Here is a 19,267-nt window from a genome sequence, read left to right as displayed (position 1 = left end):
TCATGCGCCTTCATATCCTGTTACTGGCCCTGGTCTCGGTGAGCGGTTGTGCATCAAGTCCGCTGCCCCCGGTCGATCCGAACATGGCCTGGGTCGATTTTGCGACCCCCATGCCGGGCGGCAAAGTGCTCATGGCCGAGGGCCTGGATGGGCAACGTCTGCGGGATGGGCGGTTCTTCCAGGTTTCGCCGGGCAGCCATGAGTTGAAAGTGCGCTTCGACTTCGAGGTCATGAGTGGTGGCGGATTGGGCATGCAGGCCGAACCGCAGGAACGGTTGTGCTACATGATCGTGCGTTACGATCATTTCGAGGCCGGCCAGCGTTATCGTCTGGAAGCCCGCAACCTGGCGTTTACCCCAAGCGCCCGGCTCTATAATGCCAAGCGTGAAATTGTTGCCGAGGAGCGGCAGGTCAACTGCGTTCCTTAATTGTCGTTCTTCTGGTAGATGATTTTCTTTCTGCCGCCTTCGCAGGTGCCGACCACCATGTTCTGATCGTGGACTTCTTTCTTCATGACAATTTCCAAGGTGTAGGACGACACTTTGTTCGCCTGGATCTTCGCCTCGATTTCCGCTTTCAGTTCTTCACAGGATTTTGGCGCCGCCAGGGCTGAGGTGGTCAAGGCGCAACCAATAATGACCAAGGCAAACCGTTTCATGCTCGAACTCCTCACTGCAGCACGTACCGCTTGTACGTTGAAACTGCCTACTGCATTCGACCACACATCGTTCAACGGGTAACAGGGAAAGATCGCAGCCTTTGGCGGCTGCGATCCTGATGCGGGGGGTCAGTTCACCAGCGTGGCATCCAGAGTGATCTTGGCGTTCAACACCTTGGAAACCGGGCAACCTTCCTTGGCCTTGTTGCTCAGCTCTTCAAACTGCTGCTGGCTGGCGCCGGGAATCTTCGCCTTGAGAATCAGCTTCACTGCGGTGATGGCAAAGCCACCTTCGACCTGGTCGAGGGTCACTTCGGCATTGGTATCGATGCTGTCGGCCTTGAACCCGGCATCCCCCAGGATCATCGAAAATGCCATGGAGAAACAGCCAGCATGGGCTGCGCCGATCAGCTCTTCGGGATTAGTGCCGCGGCCGCCCTCGAAACGGGCCTTGAAACCATAGGGTGCTTCACGTAGCACGCCGGTTTCCGTGGAGATGGAGCCGATGCCGTTTTTCAGGTCACCTTCCCAGTGAGCCGATGCTTTCTTAATGATAGCCATGTCTGCCTCCTCAAGATCCGGCGCGCGGGTTGCGCCGGGTGTTTTTTGACTGCCAGGCTTGTGAGGATAGACCGCCTGACAAAGTTCACTTCATCGATTAGTCGACTAATTTAGTAGGAAAATTCGTTGCAGCTATTGAAACTCGGGTATATGCCCACATTGCAAGGCACACACCTACAGAAAACGGCAGGCTTTTGCCCGTAGGAAAAGCCCCGTTGGAGACGCCGGCCCATGAAACAGCTGTCCGAAGTGAAATTCTCAACCCTCGACCTCGTGCCAGTCCGCGAGGATGGCAATGCCGCCCGTTCCTTGCGTAACTCGCTGGATCTGGCGCAGCACGTGGAAAAATTCGGCTACACCCGTTTCTGGGTGGCTGAACACCACAATATGGATGGCATCGCCAGTTCCGCGACAGCGGTGCTGTTGAGTTATCTGGCCGGTGGTACTTCGACTATTCGTGTCGGCTCTGGCGGGGTGATGTTGCCCAACCATGCGCCGCTGATCATCGCCGAGCAGTTCGGCACCCTGGAAAGCCTCTTCCCGGGTCGGATCGATCTGGGGTTGGGTCGTGCACCCGGCTCCGATCAGATGACCGCCAGGGCTCTGCGTCGTGAGCGCTCCGGTAGCGCGGACGATTTCCCCGACGACGTGGCCGAGCTGATGCGCTATCTCGGCCCGCGCACCCCCGATCAACGCATCATCGCCATGCCCGGCACCGGGACCAACGTGCCGGTGTGGTTGTTGGGCTCGAGCCTGTTCAGCGCGCAGCTGGCCGGTGAGCGCGGTTTGCCCTACGCTTTCGCCTCCCATTTCGCACCGCGCTTTATGCATGAGGCCATTCGCATCTACCGCAACCATTTCAAGCCGTCGGCGGTGCTCGACAAACCCTACGTGATGCTCGGTGTGCCCTTGGTGGCGGCGGATACCGATGAGCAGGCTGATTATCTGGCGACTTCGGTGTATCAGCGGATCCTCGCGCTGATGCGCGGCCAGAGCCTGGTGCAGCGTCCACCGGTCGAAACCATGAACGGTCTCTGGTTACCCCATGAGAAAGAAGCGGTGGGCGATTTCCTTGGCCTGGCGATGATCGGGGGGCCGCAGAAGATCCGCGCCCGCCTCGAGGTACTGATTGAGCAGACCCAGGCCGATGAGCTGATATTCACCAGCGACCTGTATGAGCATGCCGACCGTTTGCATTCATATGAATTGCTGGCGCAGGTCATGAAGGGCTGAATCGTGCCCATGAAAAAGCCGACGCATGCGTCGGCTTTGACATTCGAGCAGCATCAGCGCTTGTAGACGATTTCCTTCGTACCGCCCTCACAAGTACCGACGACTTTCCCGTCACCCGCCGCACCTTTATCGACGATTTCCAGCGAATAGCCTGACACGGGCTTGGCATCGAGCTTCGCTGCGATTTCGCTTTTCAGCTCCTCGCAGGACTTACCGGCGGCAAACGCCGAACCCGCAAGGCTCAGCAAACCCACAGCAACCATCAACTTTTTCATCGCTCGCACTCCTTGGTCGGATCATTAGGCTGGTATTAAACAGGAGGGATGCGCCCGTCGGATAGCGCATCGCCATTCCTATGGCACTCCGCCAGCGTGCAAGTTCCACGCGCCTCAGCTATTTGCGATCCGGAAGCCGACCTTGAGGGTTACCTGGAAGTGCGCGGCCCGGCCGTTTTCGATATGCCCGCGAGTTTCGGTGACTTCGAACCATTCCAAGTGCTTGAGGCTCTTGCTGGCTTCGGCCAGGGCATTGTTGATGGCATCTTCGATGCTGGTGGCGGATGAGCCGACCAGCTCGACCTTTTTGTACGTGTGATGATCAGTCATGACGTTTCTCCTGATTATTTCCAGCCGCTTGGCTACCAAAAGCCTAGCAGCGATTTTTCGCCTTACGTGTGGTGCCGTTCACGCGCTGAAGTTCAGATTTACTGCACTTTCAGAAACGGCGGGAGTCCCAACTTTCACACGCACTCAACCACTGCAGGAGAGAGCCACCATGGCCAGCAATTCATTACGCAAAGCCTCGTTGCAAAGCATGGAAGCGGAAATCGAGAATCTGCTCAAGTCGTTGGAAAGCCTGAAGGACGACGCTTCGGACGAGTCGCGTAAGACCCTCAAATCGCTCAAGGCAAACGCCGAAAATGCATTGAAGCATTCCCGTCATCTGCTCAGCGACGCGTATGAAGAGGTCAAGGTGAAAACCCGCGAAACCGGGCTCGCCACACGCGATTACGCTCAAGAGCACCCGTGGACCACCGCCGGTGTCGCGGTCGGGGCCCTTGGTCTGTTGGCCGCTTATCTGCTGTGCAAGCGCGGTGATTAAGCCGGTTGGCTCAACTCATGCCTGAGCCATTGGGCCAACTGCCGGGCGCGGCTGTCTGAGGCGCGCTTGGGTAGCCATAATGCCAGTCGCGCCGGGGTTTCAACGAAGCCCCATGGCGCGACGAGGCGTCCGGCGCGCACATCCTCGGCCACCAACGGCTCGGGAGCGATGGCTACGCCCAACCCTGCCACCGCAGCCTCCAGCAAATAATATAAATGCTCGAAACCCTGGCCGAATTTCAGTGCCTGTGGATCGAGGTCGTTTTGCCCTGCCCAGGTCGGCCAGGCCTGTGGGCGGGACGTGGTATGCAGCAACGACTCGCCCAACAGCGCGCTGGCCGGGGCGGATTTCAGGTCGATGAAGCCGGTATAACGCGGGCTGATGACTGGGCCGATCCGCTCGCTGACCAACTCGTACACCTGCATGTCCGCCGGCCAAGGTGGCTCGGCAAAGACCAGCAAAGCGTCCAGCCCTGGGCGCCTGGGGTCCAGATCACCTTCGCCGGCGGACAAATGCAAGCGCAAGTCCGGCAGATCGGCATTGAGTCGGCCCAGGCGAGGAATGAACCAGCGCGCCAACAAACTGCCCGAGCAGCCCAGCACAAACGGAGCATCCGCCGTGCTTTGGGTGAGTTCGGCGCAGGCGCTACGTAGCCGCTCGAAAGCTTCGGCGCTGGCATCACGCAGGCGCAGGCCCGCATCTGTGAGTTTCAGGCCTCTTCCATCCTTGACGAACAGGCTGACGCCCAGATGCTCTTCCAGCACCTTCAACTGTCGGCTGACGGCGCCGTGAGTGACGTGAAGCTGTTCGGCTGCCTGGCTTACGCTGTTCAGGCGAGCGGTGGCTTCGAAGGCACGCAAGGCGTTGAGGGGAGGCAGGTCGTGGCGCATGGTATATGTGAGTTTTTCTGACAGGTTGTGGCGATCTTATCGGTTTTCAGGGCGAGATGTCAGGGGTAGAGTGAACCTCATTGTCTTCTCACGCATTTGCCTGGAGCGTTCCCATGACCCAGCCTACGACCCCCTTCAACCTGCGCAGCGGTCCCGATGCCAATGGCCTGTTCGGTGCATTCGGCGGCCGCTATGTGGCTGAAACCCTCATGCCATTGATCCTCGACCTGGCCCGTGAATACGAAGTGGCGAAGGAAGATCCTGCATTCATCGAGGAACTGGCCTACTTCCAGCGGGACTACGTCGGTCGTCCGAGTCCGCTCTACTTCGCTGAGCGCCTGACCGAGTACTGCGGTGGAGCGAAGATCTATCTCAAGCGCGAGGAGCTGAACCACACCGGCGCGCACAAGATCAACAACTGCATCGGCCAGATCCTGCTGGCGCGGCGCATGGGCAAAAAACGCATCATCGCCGAGACCGGCGCCGGCATGCATGGCGTGGCCACTGCCACCGTGGCCGCACGTTTCGGCCTGGATTGCGTGATCTACATGGGCACCACCGACATCGAGCGCCAACAGGCCAACGTGTTCCGCATGAAATTGCTCGGCGCCGAAGTGATTCCGGTGGTCGCCGGTACCGGTACCCTGAAAGATGCCATGAACGAAGCCCTGCGCGACTGGGTCACCAACGTCGACAGCACGTTCTACCTGATTGGCACCGTGGCCGGTCCACACCCGTATCCGGCCATGGTTCGCGACTTCCAGGCGGTGATCGGCAAGGAAACCCGCGATCAACTGCAAGCTCAGGAAGGTCGCCTTCCGGACAGTCTGGTGGCGTGCATCGGCGGTGGTTCCAATGCGATGGGCCTGTTCCACCCGTTCCTGGACGACAAGAGCGTCGAGATCATCGGCGTCGAAGCGGCTGGCTACGGCATCGAAACCGGCAAGCATGCGGCGAGCCTGAACGGTGGCGTCCCCGGCGTATTGCACGGCAACCGTACTTTCCTGCTGCAAGACGAAGACGGCCAGATCATCGATGCCCACTCGATTTCCGCCGGCCTCGACTACCCGGGGATTGGTCCGGAACACGCCTGGTTGCACGACATCGGTCGCGTCCAGTACACCTCGATCACCGATGCCGAAGCCCTGGACGCCTTCCACAAATGCTGCCGCCTGGAAGGCATCATTCCTGCGCTGGAAAGCTCCCATGCCCTGGCTGAGGTGTTCAAGCGCGCGCCGAACCTGCCCAAGGATCACCTGATGGTGGTCAACCTCTCCGGCCGTGGCGACAAAGACATGCAAACCGTGATGCACCACATGGAACAGTCCCAGCAGGAGAAACACTGATGAGCCGCCTGCAAACCCGTTTTGCCGAACTCAAGCAACAAAACCGCGCCGCCCTGGTGACCTTCGTGACCGCCGGCGACCCGAACTACGACACCTCGCTGGCAATCCTCAAGGGCCTGCCGGCGGCCGGTGCCGATGTGATCGAGCTGGGCATGCCGTTTACCGATCCGATGGCCGACGGCCCGGCGATCCAGTTGGCGAACATCCGCGCGCTGGGGGCTCAACAGAACCTGGCAAAAACCCTGCAGATGGTTCGCGAGTTCCGTAAGGACAACAGCGAGACACCCTTGGTGCTGATGGGCTACTTCAACCCGATCCATCGATATGGTGTGCAACGCTTCATTGGCGAAGCGCTGGATTCCGGCGTCGATGGCCTGATCGTGGTGGACATGCCGCCCGAGCACAACGGCGAACTGTGCGATCCGGCCCAGGCTGCGGGTCTGGATTTCATCCGCCTGACCACACCGACCACCGATGATGTGCGGTTGCCGACGGTGCTCAATGGCAGTTCGGGCTTTGTGTACTACGTATCGGTGGCGGGCGTGACCGGCGCCGGTGCCGCGACGCTGGAGCATGTGGAAGAAGCCGTGGCGCGTCTGCGTCGCCATACCGATCTACCGATCAGCATCGGTTTCGGCATCCGCACGCCGGAGCAAGCCGCTGCCATTGCACGATTGGCCGATGGCGTGGTGGTCGGCTCGGCGTTGATCGACCATATCGCCAGCGCCGAGACATCGGAGCAGGCCGTCGATGGCGTGCTGAGCTTGTGCGCCGCCCTGGCCGACGGTGTGCGTAATGCACGCATGAGTTGATTTATTGCTGCAACAAAAAAGGTTCAGAACCTGGTTCTGAACCTTTTTTGTTGTGCATGAAAATGATCTGTAGTTTTGCCCGGGCTGCTCATTGTGGCGAGGTTCATCAAGGCAGCTCCAACCCACCCCCCGCCTTATGCAGTTTGCGCAGATGTTCACCAAGCTCCTTGACGTTGGCCTCGCTCGCGGCGATTTCAGCGGCGCGGCTTGGCTCGAGCAGAGCCCGGACTTCCTTGTCCAGATCGCCCGTCAGTGTTTGTAGCTGTTTCTGGCGCAGGCTGCTTTCCGATTCCAGTCGCTGCCACTCGCTGGGCTGGGGCAACCCGTAGCCGCTACTGCCCAGCAACTCCGCAGGGCGGCTCAGGAAGCCACTGTTGGCGAGGATCTGCTGCAGTGTCGCGTTGGCCCGTTCCATGCCACCGTTCTGCAGTTCGCGGGCACCGAGGTAGCGTTGTTTGACTTCATCCTGGGCCAGCAGCAGTTGCCGGCGATAACTGGCCTGTTCCAGCAACAGCAATGCCGCGCTGGTGCGCAGGTCGGCCTGTTCGAACCAGACACGGCGCTCGGCGGCGTCCAGGGCCAGCCAGTCCTCTACCGATTGCTGTTTGATCGGCAGGTACTTTTTCAGCACGTTGAACATCGCCTGATACCGATCACGAAATGAATCGAAGCGGTAGCCCAGGCGCAGGGCTTCCTTGGGATCGTCCAACACGCTGGTGTCCGCCAGGCCCCGCCCCTTGAGCACTTCCAGCAAACCGTTGGGCATGATGCTGTCCAGGCCCTTGAGTTGCCCGTTATTGCTGCCGCTGCGCAGCAGCTTCAGGCTCTCTACCGCGCAGTTATTGGACAGGAAGTAATAGCTGCCGTCATAGCTCCAGTGCATTTCGGCGGCGTGCTCGACCGTCTCCTCGATCTCGGTCCGTGACAGGTTCAGCGGTACGGACGCCAGGCTGCGCAGTTCGGTCTTGGTGTATTCATCGATCACCTGGGCCAGCGGCAACACGAACAGTCGCGACGGATACTTGCCCACCAGGCCGTCCCAGCTGGACAACTGCACATCACCGACGAAGGCACGGTACGAGAGCACCAGGTGTTGATCCAGATCCAGCCGGCAATCCGGCCCACGTGGGCGGCCGGGTGCACAGATCACCAGGCGGAGCATGCTGTGGCCCCAGCGGCTGACCCAGTTCTGGTTGGCTTCTGCCAACAGGTAATCGATGGCGTAGACCCGTTCTGGGTCGACCTTGCCCAGTGGTGTCCTGGCGAAGTCGTTGCCGGCATTGAGGAAGGCGAACGACTTGGCGCAGGTGTCTTTGGCGGGCGGGGCCCAACCAAAGTGTTCCTGATAATAGCGGTACAGCGCGGGCCGTCGGCAGGCGTAGCTCGGGTCGAGGAGAAAGTACTCCATGTTGACCGCGACGAACTCCTTGGGGCTGCTGGTCTCATAGAGGTCTGGGCTGCGGGCGACCTGGCGGTTGTGCTGCTCCCGTTCACCGCGACGACCGACGTATTGCGGCCAGCCAGCGAGGTCCAGCAGACGAGGATCATCACTGAGGGTGAAGCGGCGGTCGTTCTGGCCCCGGCATTCATCCGGGAGGCCGATCAGCCCGGCGCTACTGTGGCGTCGCGTGCAGCGCTGGATCAACGCACGCTCGGCATCCGGCCATAAACGTGCGCGGTCATAGATGTGGGTCAGTTCATGCAGGACGGTGGCCAGCAATTCTCGCCGCACGGTACCGTGGGGACGGCGAGTCTTTTGCGTAGCGGCGCTGCCGTCCGTGAGGCTGTCGAGCAGGTTGCTGTTGAGGTCGAGCTGCGACACCAACGAGGCTTGGCCATACGCGTTGGCTGGCATCCGGTCGGTCCAACCGACATCGATACGGCGGTCCAATTGCTCGATGAAACGTGGCGGCAGGGCCGCCATGGCTTCATCGAGCAGCGCCTGGCTGGCCTGCTGCTGCGCGAGGCTCAGGCCTTCGCCGTTGAGGTGCAGTCGCAGGCCGGCCTGGGCAGTACTGCCCATGAGCAGCAGGACCCCGGCCGCCAGCCAGGCGGCGAGCCGCCTCACAGTGCGAGGATGGCTTCGGCGAGGACCTGATCGCTGGCATCGCGGGCTTCCGGCACGCGGGTACGCAAGGTGTCGAAGGCGGCTTCGAGGTGAGCGCCACGGATTTCACCGTTGCTGGCGACGAAGCTGGCTGCATCGTCATGGGCTTCGCGGACGATCTTCGAATCCCGGATGGAAGTGGTGGTATCGGAAGTGAAATCGATCGTGCGCTGCGAGGCGCGAACGATGATGTTACTGGTGGCTACCAGGGTATGGGCCTGGGCCACATCGGCCAATACCAGCAGGCCTAGGGCGGCAGCAATCAGCGGGCTACGCATGGAACGACTCCGGAAAGTTGGGATAACTATTGGACGAGAATTGCCTGTGCCAGTTCAAGGTCGCTGACATGAAGTTTTGGCTGGGTCTGACGTAGATAAGCCAAGGCCGACTCCAGTCGTGCGCCCCGCAACTGCCCATCACTGGCAACGAATACTGCCGCGTCATCGCGAGCGGCGACGATCAGTTTATGGTCGAAGGGCGCAGAGGTCACCATGCTCGTGGCATAGCCGCTGACCACCACCTGTTGGGTGGATACATCGAAGGCATGAGCCGAAACGGACCAGCAGGCAGCGACCAGGAACAAAACGATAGGCAGATCTGAGGTAAAACGCATGGCACTCGACGGTTTATGGTGAACCTGAAGGCTAGCGCAAACCGCCGGGCCAGAGCCAGCGTTGAAACATCGGGATACCTTCGGCCGCCCGATGTTTCATGTTGGATCAGATCACCAGGATCGCCTGGGCCAACTGGGCATCGGTGGCGTTCAACTGCGGCGCCTGCTGACGGATGAAATCCAAGGCACTTTCCAGTTTCACGCCACGGATGGCGCCTTCGCTGGCCACGAAGCTGGCGGCATCGTCACGGGCCGCCTGGACGATTTTATTGTCCCGCAGCGACGAAGTCGCATCGGAAGTTGCATCGGACGTGGCCTTGAGAGCCCCAACGAGGGAGTCGGTGGTGACGATGAAGCTGCTGGCATTGGCATGGGCAGTTACGGCCAGCAAGGCTGCAACGCTGAGCAGACGAAGACGGATCATGATGAGACTCCTTGGGTGATGAATGCCGATTCTTTAGCGGGAAGAGGAGACGCCTGTCCGACTCGCTTCGCCACGTTCGCCTGGATAGTAAGTCAGATCGCGGCGTAGGACAGCTCTGATATAGAGCGCCTACTCTCTCGAATTGCCAAAAATCAAACTGTACCTGTTGAAATTAAGAAATATGAGAATTGTACCTGTTCTGGGCTGAGACGCTTGTTTCAGAGCCCTGAAACGACAAGACCCGTCGCGGTTTCCCGCGACGGGTCTTGTCTTGTTCAATTCGGTGCTGGCGGTGGACCCGGTGGGTCAGGGCCAGCGACGCTGAGTTAGCGCCAGAACGGCTTGCTCAGCTCTTCGTAGCGCTGGGCTTCGCTGATACCGGCGTCAGCCAGCAGGCGAGCATCCAGACGGGCCAGTTGATGGCGGCTGGCGATACGGCGCTGCCACAGCATCAGGTTGGCAATAATGCGAAGAGGCAGGGAAGCCTGGTTTTTTGCAGCGTTGTCTTCGAAAAACAGCTCGGAACTGAGTGTACGTTCCATGGTTGACATCCTTCCGCTTATGGCGGGATTAGGTAGTGGTTTAACTTTAACTGGTGCCCATGATCCTCTCGTTTGGCCAGACTCTGTAGATACAGTTCATTAGTATTGTGCGCGACCAGTTAACTGTTAAAGAGCGGTGTACTGGTCCATATTGAGGCAACTGTACCTGTCTGCACAATTATGGTGCGCTTTATGGTGCTTTTGCGCGTTAAGCAATAAAATTCGCTCTGAAAACACCGGTACAGCAGTACAGTTTTTGTCGGTAAACACCAGAAGTCCATGACCGACGAAAACTGTATCCGCTGCAGCGCTGATTCAGCTGTATCAAACAGCCAACATGCATCCGGTTTCTTCCAGGTTCAGGTGCCAACTCAATGCGTCGCGCAGGATGTGAGGCGTATGCCCACCCAAGGCGCATGCCGCTTCAAAATACTCGTTCAAGGCCTGGCGATAGGTCGGATGCACACAGCGGTCGATGATGACTCGCGCCCGTTCCCGAGGGGCCAGGCCTCGCAAGTCGGCCAAGCCGATCTCGGTGACCAGGATGTCGACATCATGTTCGGTGTGGTCCACGTGGCTGACCATCGGCACGACGCTGGAGATAGCGCCTCCCTTCGCAATCGACTTGGTCACGAAAATTGCCAGGTGCGCGTTGCGGGCGAAGTCGCCCGAGCCGCCGATGCCATTCATCATTCGTGTGCCGCAGACATGGGTGGAGTTGACGTTGCCATACAGGTCGAATTCCAGAGCGGTATTGATGCCGATGATGCCCAGGCGGCGGACGATTTCAGGATGGTTGGATATTTCCTGTGGCCGCAGGACCAGCTTGTCTTTGTACTTCTCCAGGTTGGCGAACACATCGGCATTGCGCCGGCTCGAGAGCGTAATGGAGCTGCCTGAGGCATAGCTCAGTTTGCCGGCGTCGATCAGGTCGAACGTGGAGTCCTGCAGTACCTCGGAGTACATGGTCAGTTCTTCGAACGGCGAATCGATCAACCCGCACATTACGGCGTTGGCGATGTTGCCGATACCGGCCTGCAGCGGGCCAAGCTTGTTGGTCATGCGCCCGGCCGCGACTTCGTGCTTGAAGAAATCGATCAAGTGATCGGCAATGGCCTGGGTGTCGTTGTCCGGGGGTGTCACGGTTGACGGCGAGTCGCCCTGGTCGGTGATGACAATGGCGGCGATTTTCTCCGGCGGGATCGGGATGGCGGTACTGCCGATACGGTCGTCGACCTTCACCAAGGGAATCGGCGTGCGGGTTGGGCGATAGGTTGGGATATAGATGTCGTGCAATCCTTCCAGGTCCGGGTTGTGGGCCAGGTTGATTTCAACGATCACTTGTCGGGCGAAGATAGCAAAACTGGCGGAGTTGCCCACTGATGTGGTCGGGACGATGTGGCCTTGTTCGGTGATGGCGACGGCTTCGATCACGGCTATATCGGGTAGCTTGAGCTGGGCGTTGCGCAACTGCTCCACGGTTTCCGAAAGGTGCTGATCGATGAACATCACCTCCCCTGAGTTGATCGCCTTGCGCAACGTGCTATCGACCTGGAATGGCATGCGCCGTGCCAGCACGCCGGCCTGAGTGAGCTCCTTATCGAGGTCGTTACCCAGGCTTGCGCCGGTCATCAGGCTGATTTTCAGCGGGCTGACCTTGGCGCGCTCGGCCAGGGCGTGGGGGACTGCTTTCGCTTCACCGGCACGGGTGAAGCCGCTCATGCCAACGGTCATGCCGTCCTCGATCAACAAGGCTGCGTCGGCAGCGCTCATCACTTTATTCAATAACGAAGGCAGGCGAATGCGGTCACGGTACATGGAATGTGTTCTCGGGCTGGGAGCAAGGATGCGCAGTCTAGTGAATTCGCGCCGTACCCGACCCGCGACAAAAGTCGCATTTGAGGCGTCTATTACGGGGGTTTCAGGCAAAACATCATTACCGGATCGGTAACATCAGGCCTTGATACAAATCAAAACGCCCCGACAAGTCGGGGCGTTTTAGTGAGGCACAGAGCGTTATTCCACGGCTTTGACCATGTCCTCGATGACTTTCTTGGCGTCACCGAACACCATCATGGTCTTGTCCAGATAGAACAGCTCGTTGTCCAGGCCGGCATAGCCGCTGGCCATGGAGCGCTTGTTGACGATGATGGTCTTGGCTTTGAAGGCTTCGAGGATCGGCATGCCGGCAATCGGCGATTTCGGATCGTTCTTCGCTGCCGGGTTGACCACGTCGTTGGCACCAAGCACCAGGACCACGTCGGCCTGGCCGAACTCGGAGTTGATGTCCTCCATCTCGAACACCTGGTCGTAAGGCACTTCGGCCTCGGCCAGCAATACGTTCATGTGTCCGGGCATGCGCCCGGCCACCGGGTGGATCGCGTACTTCACGGTCACGCCGTGGTGGGTCAGCTTCTCGGTCAGCTCTTTCAAGGCATGCTGCGCCCGTGCGACCGCCAAGCCATAGCCTGGCACGATGATCACGGTGTCGGCATTGGTCAGCAGGAACGTGGCGTCATCCGCGGAGCCCGATTTCACCGGACGCGCTTCCTTCGAGCCGGCTGGGCCTGCCGCATCGGCGCTGTTGCCGAAGCCGCCCAGCAGCACGTTGAAGAACGAACGGTTCATGGCCTTGCACATGATGTACGAGAGGATCGCACCACTGGAGCCCACCAGCGAGCCGGCGATGATCAGCATCGAGTTGTTCAACGAGAAGCCGATACCCGCTGCTGCCCAGCCCGAATAGCTGTTGAGCATCGACACCACCACCGGCATGTCCGCACCGCCGATAGGGATGATGATCAGCACGCCCAGCACGAATGCCAGGGCCAGCATCAGGGCGAAGGCGCCGAGGTTACCCGTGACCATGAACATCACGCCCAGTCCCAGCGTGGCCAGACCCAGAATCAAGTTGAGCTTGTGCTGGCCACCGAACTGCACCGGCGCCCCTTGGAACAGGCGGAACTTGTACTTGCCGGACAGCTTGCCGAAGGCGATCACGGAACCTGAGAAGGTGATTGCACCGATGGCCGCGCCGAGGAACAGCTCCAGGCGGTTACCGGCCGGAATCGAATCGCCCAGTTGCTTGACGATGCCCAGGGATTGCGGCTCGACGACGGCGGCGATGGCGATGAACACGGCCGCCAGGCCGATCATGCTGTGCATGAACGCCACCAACTCCGGCATCTTGGTCATCTCGACGCGCTTGGCCATGATCGAACCGGCGGTGCCGCCGATCAACAGGCCGACGATGACGTAACCGATGCCTGCGGTCGCAAGTTCGGCCCCCAGCTTATAGATGAGGCCCACGGTCGTGGCGATCGCCAGCGCCATGCCGAGCATGCCGAACAGGTTGCCGCGACGGGATGTGGTCGGGTGCGACAGGCCCTTGAGGGCCTGGATGAAACAGATCGACGCAATCAGGTACAGCGTCGTTACCAGGTTCATGCTCATTACTTGGGCGCCTCTTCTTTTGCTTTCGGGGCTTTTTTCTTGAACATCTCAAGCATGCGGCGCGTTACCAGGAAGCCACCGAATACGTTGACGGCGGCCAGGGCGACAGCCAGGGTGCCCATGGTCTTGCCCAGTGGTGTCACGGTCAGCGCGGCGGCGAGCATCGCGCCGACGATCACGATCGCCGAAATGGCGTTGGTCACTGCCATCAACGGAGTGTGCAGTGCAGGCGTTACGTTCCAGACCACGTGGTAACCGACATAAATCGCCAGCACGAAGATGATCAGGTTGTAGATACCGGGGGAGATAAGCTCTTCCATTGTCTGAATCCCTGCTTAGGCGTTTTTGCGGATGACCTGGCCGTCGCGGCACATCAGGCACGCGGCGACGATGTCGTCTTCCAGGTTCACGTCGAACTGACCTTCCTTGGTGAAGACCAGCTTCAGGAAGTCCAGCAGGTTACGGGCGTATAGCGCCGAAGCGTCGGCTGCGACTTCTCCGGCCAGGTTGGTCGGGCCGACGATGGTCACGCCGTTCTCGACGACAACCTGATCGGCCACGGTCAGCGGGCAGTTGCCACCCTGGGCAGCCGCGAGGTCAATGACCACCGAGCCGGGTTTCATCTGTGCCACAGTTTCGGCGCTCAGCAAGGTCGGTGCCTTGCGGCCGGGGATCAACGCCGTGGTGATGACGATGTCGGCCTGCTTGGCGCGCTCATGCACCGCCTGGGCCTGGCGCTGCATCCAACTGGCGGGCATGGGGCGAGCGTAACCGCCGACACCGACCGCGCATTCGCGCTCTTCATCGGTCTCATAAGGCACGTCGACGAACTTCGCGCCGAGGGATTCGATCTGTTCCTTCACTGCGGGACGTACATCCGAAGCCTCGATCACCGCACCCAAGCGTTTAGCCGTGGCAATCGCCTGCAACCCGGCTACACCTGCGCCGAGAATCAGCACGCGCGCCGCTTTCACGGTGCCCGCGGCGGTCATCAGCATCGGCATGAAGCGTGGGTAGTAGTGCGCGGCCAGCAGCACGGCCTTGTAGCCGGCAATGTTGGCTTGGGACGACAGTACATCCAGGCTCTGGGCGCGGGAGGTACGTGGCGCTGCCTCGAGGGCGAACGCGGTAATGCCGCATTCGGCCAGTTTGGCGATGGTTTCGTTGCTGAACGGATTGAGCATGCCCACCAGCACGGTGCCGCTTTTGATCAGCGCCAGTTCGCTGTCGCTGGGAGCAACCACCTTGAGGATCAGTTCGGCCCCGAACGCGTCGCTGGCACTGCCAATGGTCGCGCCGGCGGCTTCATAGGCACTGTCGATAACGCTGGCCTTGAGACCCGCGCCGCTCTGAACAGTGACTTTATGACCCTGGCCGATCAGCTTCTTGATGGTTTCCGGGGTAGCAGCAACCCGTGTTTCACCCGTCTGGGTTTCGAGAGGAACACCAATGTGCACGTCAAATCTCCTGCGTGATCTTATTGAGTAAACCCATGCACTTCGGATGGTGCGGCTGGGGCGGCGGATCAGCACGATCCCGCCGAATCAGGCGGGGCGCGGCATTTTGCAGGCGAAAATACAGCCCTTCAAGGGATTATGACGGGTGACGAAAAATTAACTACAAGTCACCCTGTGACCGAATGTCGCAATCATCGGTTATAAACCCATGCAGGCCGTGCCTTTCCCGGATTCAGGCTCAATTTTATAAATTTTCCCATCGGCCAGATGAATGAGCCGTGATGAGTGGGGCGATATGGCTCAAAGCCACGTATTTGAACGCTTCTGAGACTACTGTACTGATTTCTGAACAGATTGACTGATTGCGACAAAAACTTATATCTGTAGCGCTTTTTATTAGCTTACTACCAGAGTGGGTTATGGGTGATTTCTTTATTAATCAAGAAGATAGCCTCTGGCCTGGCCTACCAGCCAATCACGAAAAGCCCTCAGAGACGCGGATTCGACCTTTCGCTCCGGGATCATCAGGTAATAGGCCTTGATGCTCGATAACGCATTGCTGTTGGCAATGACCAAGCGTTTTTCTGCCAATTCCCGCTGTATCAGGAAGGGCGGAATCAAGGCTATTCCCATGTCGTGCATGGCGGCTTGGGCAAGCATGGAGAATAGTTCATAACGCGGGCCTGTCAGGTCGCGGGCAACGTTGAGTTCCTGGGCGTTGAACCATTGGCGCCAGGCATATGGGCGTGTGGTTTGCTGGAGCAGAGGCAACTCGGCAATGGCTTGCGGTGTCAGATTGTTGCGGTCGCCCAACAGCGCGGGGCTGCAGACTGGCATGGGGTTTTCGCCCATGAGCTTGTGGGATTCGGTACCGGACCAGTCGCCATCGCCAAAATAGATGGCGGCGTCAAAGTCCGTGTCCGCAAACAGAAAAGGGCGGGTGCGGTTGGTCAGGTTGACGGTGACTTCCGGATGTTGCTCTTGGAACTCCTTCAAGCGTGGTAACAGCCATTGGGTTCCAAACGTGGGCACCACGGCCAGCTCGATCACGTTCGCGCCGGTGTGTCCCATTACTGAAAGCGTGTCGCGCTCGACGGCGTCCAACTGGGTGGCAACCCGGCGGCTATAGGACAGGCCGGCTTCAGTCAGCTTGACGCCGCGCCGCGAACGTCGGAACAACTCTACGCTGAGAAAGTCTTCCAGGCTGGCGATCTGTCGGCAGATTGCTCCCTGGGTGAGGGAAAGCTCCTGTGCGGCCTTGGTAAAGCTCTCATGGCGTGCGGCGGCCTCGAAGCTGACCAGTGCGGCGGTACTGGGAATTTTGCGGCGCATATACGGCGACCTCACTGATCATTGGGATAAACAGGCGTTGTAACGATTACGGAGTGAGAAATTAGCACAAGCACATGCGTAATCGTCGTTTGCCCTTGTAGGAAACCGCGCCTAGGATCAATCCACGATTTTTCATTTGATTGGCGAGGGTTTTTTCATGGCCGGTAAAGCGAGCTTCAACTGGATCGATCCATTGTTGCTGGACCAACAGCTCACCGAAGAAGAGCGCATGATCCGCGACACTGCCGAGCAGTTCGCCCAGCAGAAGCTTGCGCCCCGGGTGCTGGAAGCGTTCCGTCATGAAAAAACCGACCCGGCGATTTTTCGTGAGATGGGAGAAGTGGGGCTTTTGGGCGCCACCATTCCCGAGCAGTACGGCGGCAGTGGCTTGAATTACGTCAGCTATGGCCTGATCGCTCGTGAAGTGGAGCGTGTGGACTCCGGCTATCGCTCGATGATGAGTGTGCAGTCCTCGCTGGTCATGGTGCCTATCAACGAGTTTGGTACCGAGGCCCAGAAGCAGAAATACCTGCCGAAGCTGGCCTCCGGTGAGTGGATCGGTTGCTTCGGTCTGACCGAGCCAAACCATGGTTCCGACCCGGGTGCGATGATTACTCGCGCGCGCAAAGTCGAAGGCGGCTACAGTCTGACGGGCAGCAAGATGTGGATCACCAACAGCCCGATTGCCGATGTGTTTGTCGTCTGGGGCAAGGACGACGCCGGCGACATCCGGGGCTTTGTCTTGGAGAAAGGCTGGAAGGGCCTGAGCGCGCCGGCCATTCATGGCAAGGTCGGGCTGCGTGCTTCCATCACCGGCGAGATCGTCATGGACAACGTGTTTGTTCCTGAAGAGAACATCTTCCCGGATGTGCGTGGCCTGAAAGGTCCGTTTACCTGTCTGAACTCGGCACGCTACGGCATTTCCTGGGGCGCCTTGGGTGCCGCCGAATTCTGCTGGCACACCGCTCGCCAATACACGCTGGATCGTCAGCAGTTTGGTCGGCCATTGGCGGCCAATCAGTTGATCCAGAAGAAACTGGCTGACATGCAGACTGAAATCACCCTCGCCCTGCAAGGATGCCTGCGTCTGGGCCGTATGAAAGATGAAGGCACGGCGGCGGTGGAGATCACTTCGATCATGAAGCGCAACTCTTGCGGCAAATCCTTGGAGATCGCGCGTTTGGCGCGGGACATGCTGGGCGGCAATGGCATCTCGGATGAGTTCGGTATTGCCCGTCATCTGGTAAATCTGGAAGTGGTGAACACATATGAGGGTACCCACGATGTTCATGCGCTGATCCTCGGTCGTGCGCAAACCGGTATCCAGGCGTTCTATTAATAGGAGAACGGCCATGGGCGCGCTTTCGCACTTGCGGGTATTGGATTTATCGAGAGTCCTGGCCGGGCCGTGGGCCGGCCAGATCCTGGCCGACCTGGGGGCGGAGGTCATCAAGGTCGAGCGTCCGGGCAATGGCGACGACACCCGTGCCTGGGGGCCACCCTTCCTGAAGGATGGCCGTGGCGAAAATACGACCGAGGCGGCTTATTACCTATCGGCCAATCGCAACAAGCAATCGGTCACCATCGACTTCACCCGGCCCGAGGGGCAGAACCTGGTGCGGGAGCTGGCGGCCAAATCCGACATCCTGATCGAGAACTTCAAGGTCGGTGGGCTTGCAGCGTATGGTCTGGACTACGACTCGCTGAAGGCGCTCAATCCGCGCTTGATCTATTGCTCGATCACCGGGTTTGGCCAAACCGGTCCTTATGCAAAGCGCGCCGGTTATGACTTCATGATTCAGGGACTGGGGGGCTTGATGAGTCTCACCGGTCGGCCCGAGGGTGATGAGGGCGCCGGGCCGGTGAAGGTCGGGGTGGCGCTGACGGATATCCTCACGGGGCTTTATTCCACCGCGGCCATCCTGGCGGCGCTGGCTCATCGCGACCAGGCGGGCGATGGTCAGCATATCGACATGGCATTGCTGGACGTTCAAGTGGCTTGCCTGGCCAACCAGGCGATGAACTACCTGACGACAGGCAATGCACCGAAGCGATTGGGCAATGCTCATCCCAATATCGTGCCTTATCAGGATTTTCCTACTGCTGACGGCGACTTTATTCTTACCGTGGGTAACGACGGCCAGTTCCGCAAATTTGCTGAGGTCGCCGGTCAGCCGCAGTGGGCGGATGATCCTCGTTTTGCGACGAACAAGCAGCGGGTGGCGAACCGAGCAGTGCTGATCCCATTGATTCGCCAGGCGACAGTGTTCAAGACCACGGCCGAATGGGTAGCCCAGCTGGAGCAGGCCGGCGTGCCATGCGGACCGATCAATGATCTGGAGCAGGTGTTTGCCGATCCCCAGGTGCGGGCTCGCGGGCTGGCGATGGAGCTGCCCCATGCATTGGCCGGTAAGGTGCCGCAGGTCGCCAGCCCGATTCGCTTGTCTAGGACGCCTGTGGAGTACCGTCGCGCGCCTCCGTTGCTGGGGGAGCACACCTTGGAGGTGCTGCAGCGGGTGCTCGGGTTGGATGAGTCGACTGTGACGGCTTTTAAAGAGGCACAAGTCATTTGAGGCTTTCTTCTATATAGAAGAGGCATTGATGTTTATCGGGTGTGCTGCAACGTATTGATAGAAAAAGCAAAATTAAGGGTTGACGGCAGATTCTGAGTCTCTATAATTCGCCCCACTTCCGGCGCAGTCGAAACGGAAAACTCTTTGAGTTTCAATGAGTTAGAT

Annotated in this window: 22 protein-coding genes; 7 read left to right on the top strand and 15 right to left on the bottom strand. The window is 59.3% G+C overall.

Annotated elements, in window-relative coordinates; translation table 11 throughout:
- The first annotated feature begins 2 nt into the window (after positions 1-2).
- The gene (locus FBY02_RS24975) at positions 3-428 is read left to right on the top strand and encodes a hypothetical protein (protein WP_144930854.1); all 426 of its coding nucleotides are present in this window, start codon (positions 3-5) and stop codon (positions 426-428) included.
- Here FBY02_RS24975 and FBY02_RS24970 read toward each other — a convergent pair.
- Both FBY02_RS24970 and FBY02_RS24965 read right to left on the bottom strand, forming a co-directional pair.
- Positions 425-658, bottom strand: a complete 234-nt coding sequence (locus FBY02_RS24970; RefSeq protein ID WP_144930852.1) for a DUF1161 domain-containing protein — start codon at positions 656-658, stop codon at positions 425-427. The two genes, FBY02_RS24975 and FBY02_RS24970, sit on opposite strands and share 4 nt — an antisense overlap.
- A gap of 129 nt (positions 659-787) precedes the next feature.
- Positions 788-1,219: an OsmC family protein gene (locus FBY02_RS24965; RefSeq protein ID WP_144930850.1), complete on the bottom strand. Its 432-nt coding sequence runs from the start codon at positions 1,217-1,219 to the stop codon at positions 788-790.
- Positions 1,220-1,450: 231 nt separating this feature from the next.
- Between FBY02_RS24965 and FBY02_RS24960 the strand changes: the two genes are divergently transcribed.
- The gene (locus FBY02_RS24960) at positions 1,451-2,452 is read left to right on the top strand and encodes an LLM class flavin-dependent oxidoreductase (RefSeq protein WP_144930849.1); all 1,002 of its coding nucleotides are present in this window, start codon (positions 1,451-1,453) and stop codon (positions 2,450-2,452) included.
- 53 nt (positions 2,453-2,505) lie between these two features.
- Here the strand turns inward: FBY02_RS24960 and FBY02_RS24955 are convergent, their stop codons facing one another.
- Complete coding sequence (locus FBY02_RS24955; protein ID WP_144930847.1) at positions 2,506-2,727, bottom strand: DUF1161 domain-containing protein; 222 nt, start codon at positions 2,725-2,727, stop codon at positions 2,506-2,508.
- Between the two features lie 114 nt (positions 2,728-2,841).
- Complete coding sequence (locus tag FBY02_RS24950; protein WP_047704048.1) at positions 2,842-3,057, bottom strand: dodecin; 216 nt, start codon at positions 3,055-3,057, stop codon at positions 2,842-2,844.
- Between the two features lie 169 nt (positions 3,058-3,226).
- Here FBY02_RS24950 and FBY02_RS24945 point away from each other — a divergent pair, with 169 nt between their 5' ends.
- Positions 3,227-3,553, top strand: a complete 327-nt coding sequence (locus FBY02_RS24945) for a YqjD family protein (RefSeq protein ID WP_024778479.1) — start codon at positions 3,227-3,229, stop codon at positions 3,551-3,553.
- Here FBY02_RS24945 and FBY02_RS24940 read toward each other — a convergent pair.
- Complete coding sequence (locus FBY02_RS24940; RefSeq protein ID WP_144930845.1) at positions 3,550-4,443, bottom strand: LysR family transcriptional regulator; 894 nt, start codon at positions 4,441-4,443, stop codon at positions 3,550-3,552. The genes FBY02_RS24945 and FBY02_RS24940 overlap by 4 nt on opposite strands.
- Positions 4,444-4,556: 113 nt before the next feature.
- Here FBY02_RS24940 and trpB point away from each other — a divergent pair, with 113 nt between their 5' ends.
- Together trpB and trpA are read left to right on the top strand one after the other, a co-directional pair.
- Complete coding sequence (gene trpB / locus FBY02_RS24935) at positions 4,557-5,789, top strand: tryptophan synthase subunit beta (RefSeq protein ID WP_047704050.1); 1,233 nt, start codon at positions 4,557-4,559, stop codon at positions 5,787-5,789.
- A complete protein-coding gene (gene trpA, locus FBY02_RS24930) occupies positions 5,789-6,601 on the top strand; it encodes a tryptophan synthase subunit alpha (protein WP_144930843.1) in 813 nt (270 codons plus the stop codon). The genes trpB and trpA overlap by 1 nt, the downstream gene beginning before the upstream one ends.
- 106 nt (positions 6,602-6,707) lie before the next feature.
- Here trpA and FBY02_RS24925 read toward each other — a convergent pair whose 3' ends face one another.
- The 10 genes from FBY02_RS24925 to FBY02_RS24880 all read right to left on the bottom strand — a co-directional run bounded on the left by FBY02_RS24925 (position 6,708) and on the right by FBY02_RS24880 (position 16,529).
- Positions 6,708-8,669: a DUF4105 domain-containing protein gene (locus tag FBY02_RS24925; RefSeq protein ID WP_144930842.1), complete on the bottom strand. Its 1,962-nt coding sequence runs from the start codon at positions 8,667-8,669 to the stop codon at positions 6,708-6,710.
- Positions 8,666-8,986, bottom strand: coding sequence for a DUF2388 domain-containing protein (locus FBY02_RS24920; RefSeq protein ID WP_003187020.1), 321 nt, complete (start codon positions 8,984-8,986; stop codon positions 8,666-8,668). Before FBY02_RS24920 ends, FBY02_RS24925 begins: the two co-directional genes overlap by 4 nt.
- A 26-nt stretch (positions 8,987-9,012) precedes the next feature.
- Positions 9,013-9,321 carry a DUF2388 domain-containing protein gene (locus tag FBY02_RS24915; RefSeq protein ID WP_144930840.1) on the bottom strand — a complete coding sequence of 103 codons (309 nt, stop codon included), beginning with the start codon at positions 9,319-9,321 and terminating at the stop codon, positions 9,013-9,015.
- A 106-nt stretch (positions 9,322-9,427) separates the two neighbouring features.
- The gene (locus FBY02_RS24910) at positions 9,428-9,745 is read right to left on the bottom strand and encodes a DUF2388 domain-containing protein (RefSeq protein WP_055128286.1); all 318 of its coding nucleotides are present in this window, start codon (positions 9,743-9,745) and stop codon (positions 9,428-9,430) included.
- Between the two features lie 326 nt (positions 9,746-10,071).
- Positions 10,072-10,287, bottom strand: coding sequence for a DUF1127 domain-containing protein (locus FBY02_RS24905; protein ID WP_144930839.1), 216 nt, complete (start codon positions 10,285-10,287; stop codon positions 10,072-10,074).
- Positions 10,288-10,611: 324 nt separating this feature from the next.
- The gene (locus tag FBY02_RS24900) at positions 10,612-12,105 is read right to left on the bottom strand and encodes an acetyl-CoA hydrolase/transferase family protein (RefSeq protein WP_144930837.1); all 1,494 of its coding nucleotides are present in this window, start codon (positions 12,103-12,105) and stop codon (positions 10,612-10,614) included.
- Between the two features lie 198 nt (positions 12,106-12,303).
- Positions 12,304-13,740: an NAD(P)(+) transhydrogenase (Re/Si-specific) subunit beta gene (locus FBY02_RS24895; RefSeq protein ID WP_047704057.1), complete on the bottom strand. Its 1,437-nt coding sequence runs from the start codon at positions 13,738-13,740 to the stop codon at positions 12,304-12,306.
- Positions 13,740-14,060, bottom strand: a complete 321-nt coding sequence (locus tag FBY02_RS24890; RefSeq protein WP_003220416.1) for an NAD(P) transhydrogenase subunit alpha — start codon at positions 14,058-14,060, stop codon at positions 13,740-13,742. The genes FBY02_RS24895 and FBY02_RS24890 overlap by 1 nt, the downstream gene beginning before the upstream one ends.
- 15 nt (positions 14,061-14,075) lie before the next feature.
- Complete coding sequence (locus tag FBY02_RS24885; protein ID WP_144930836.1) at positions 14,076-15,197, bottom strand: Re/Si-specific NAD(P)(+) transhydrogenase subunit alpha; 1,122 nt, start codon at positions 15,195-15,197, stop codon at positions 14,076-14,078.
- A 435-nt stretch (positions 15,198-15,632) separates the two neighbouring features.
- Entirely contained in the window at positions 15,633-16,529 is an 897-nt protein-coding gene (locus FBY02_RS24880) for a LysR family transcriptional regulator (protein WP_144930835.1), read from the bottom strand.
- Positions 16,530-16,686: 157 nt separating this feature from the next.
- Between FBY02_RS24880 and FBY02_RS24875 the strand changes: the two genes are divergently transcribed.
- Together FBY02_RS24875 and FBY02_RS24870 are read left to right on the top strand one after the other, a co-directional pair.
- The gene (locus FBY02_RS24875) at positions 16,687-17,868 is read left to right on the top strand and encodes an acyl-CoA dehydrogenase (RefSeq protein WP_144930833.1); all 1,182 of its coding nucleotides are present in this window, start codon (positions 16,687-16,689) and stop codon (positions 17,866-17,868) included.
- A 13-nt stretch (positions 17,869-17,881) separates the two neighbouring features.
- A complete protein-coding gene (locus FBY02_RS24870; RefSeq protein ID WP_144930831.1) occupies positions 17,882-19,102 on the top strand; it encodes a CaiB/BaiF CoA-transferase family protein in 1,221 nt (406 codons plus the stop codon).
- Positions 19,103-19,267: the final 165 nt, after the last annotated feature.

The sequence above is a fragment of the Pseudomonas sp. SJZ078 genome (genome assembly GCF_007828255.1).
GTDB lineage: Bacteria > Pseudomonadota > Gammaproteobacteria > Pseudomonadales > Pseudomonadaceae > Aquipseudomonas.
This window is presented reverse-complemented; position numbering and strand designations above follow the sequence as displayed.

Bases quoted from the DNA above. Each gene is read 5' to 3' on its own strand.
- FBY02_RS24975 (WP_144930854.1), top strand. From the start codon at position 3: ATGCGCCTTCATATCCTGTTACTGGCCCTGGTCTCGGTGAGCGGTTGT.
- FBY02_RS24970 (WP_144930852.1), bottom strand. From the start codon at position 658: ATGAAACGGTTTGCCTTGGTCATTATTGGTTGCGCCTTGACCACCTCA.
- FBY02_RS24965 (WP_144930850.1), bottom strand. From the start codon at position 1,219: ATGGCTATCATTAAGAAAGCATCGGCTCACTGGGAAGGTGACCTGAAA.
- FBY02_RS24960 (WP_144930849.1), top strand. From the start codon at position 1,451: ATGAAACAGCTGTCCGAAGTGAAATTCTCAACCCTCGACCTCGTGCCA.
- FBY02_RS24955 (WP_144930847.1), bottom strand. From the start codon at position 2,727: ATGAAAAAGTTGATGGTTGCTGTGGGTTTGCTGAGCCTTGCGGGTTCG.
- FBY02_RS24950 (WP_047704048.1), bottom strand. From the start codon at position 3,057: ATGACTGATCATCACACGTACAAAAAGGTCGAGCTGGTCGGCTCATCC.
- FBY02_RS24945 (WP_024778479.1), top strand. From the start codon at position 3,227: ATGGCCAGCAATTCATTACGCAAAGCCTCGTTGCAAAGCATGGAAGCG.
- FBY02_RS24940 (WP_144930845.1), bottom strand. From the start codon at position 4,443: ATGCGCCACGACCTGCCTCCCCTCAACGCCTTGCGTGCCTTCGAAGCC.
- trpB (WP_047704050.1), top strand. From the start codon at position 4,557: ATGACCCAGCCTACGACCCCCTTCAACCTGCGCAGCGGTCCCGATGCC.
- trpA (WP_144930843.1), top strand. From the start codon at position 5,789: ATGAGCCGCCTGCAAACCCGTTTTGCCGAACTCAAGCAACAAAACCGC.
- FBY02_RS24920 (WP_003187020.1), bottom strand. From the start codon at position 8,986: ATGCGTAGCCCGCTGATTGCTGCCGCCCTAGGCCTGCTGGTATTGGCC.
- FBY02_RS24915 (WP_144930840.1), bottom strand. From the start codon at position 9,321: ATGCGTTTTACCTCAGATCTGCCTATCGTTTTGTTCCTGGTCGCTGCC.
- FBY02_RS24910 (WP_055128286.1), bottom strand. From the start codon at position 9,745: ATGATCCGTCTTCGTCTGCTCAGCGTTGCAGCCTTGCTGGCCGTAACT.
- FBY02_RS24905 (WP_144930839.1), bottom strand. From the start codon at position 10,287: ATGGAACGTACACTCAGTTCCGAGCTGTTTTTCGAAGACAACGCTGCA.
- FBY02_RS24900 (WP_144930837.1), bottom strand. From the start codon at position 12,105: ATGTACCGTGACCGCATTCGCCTGCCTTCGTTATTGAATAAAGTGATG.
- FBY02_RS24895 (WP_047704057.1), bottom strand. From the start codon at position 13,740: ATGAGCATGAACCTGGTAACGACGCTGTACCTGATTGCGTCGATCTGT.
- FBY02_RS24890 (WP_003220416.1), bottom strand. From the start codon at position 14,060: ATGGAAGAGCTTATCTCCCCCGGTATCTACAACCTGATCATCTTCGTG.
- FBY02_RS24880 (WP_144930835.1), bottom strand. From the start codon at position 16,529: ATGCGCCGCAAAATTCCCAGTACCGCCGCACTGGTCAGCTTCGAGGCC.
- FBY02_RS24875 (WP_144930833.1), top strand. From the start codon at position 16,687: ATGGCCGGTAAAGCGAGCTTCAACTGGATCGATCCATTGTTGCTGGAC.
- FBY02_RS24870 (WP_144930831.1), top strand. From the start codon at position 17,882: ATGGGCGCGCTTTCGCACTTGCGGGTATTGGATTTATCGAGAGTCCTG.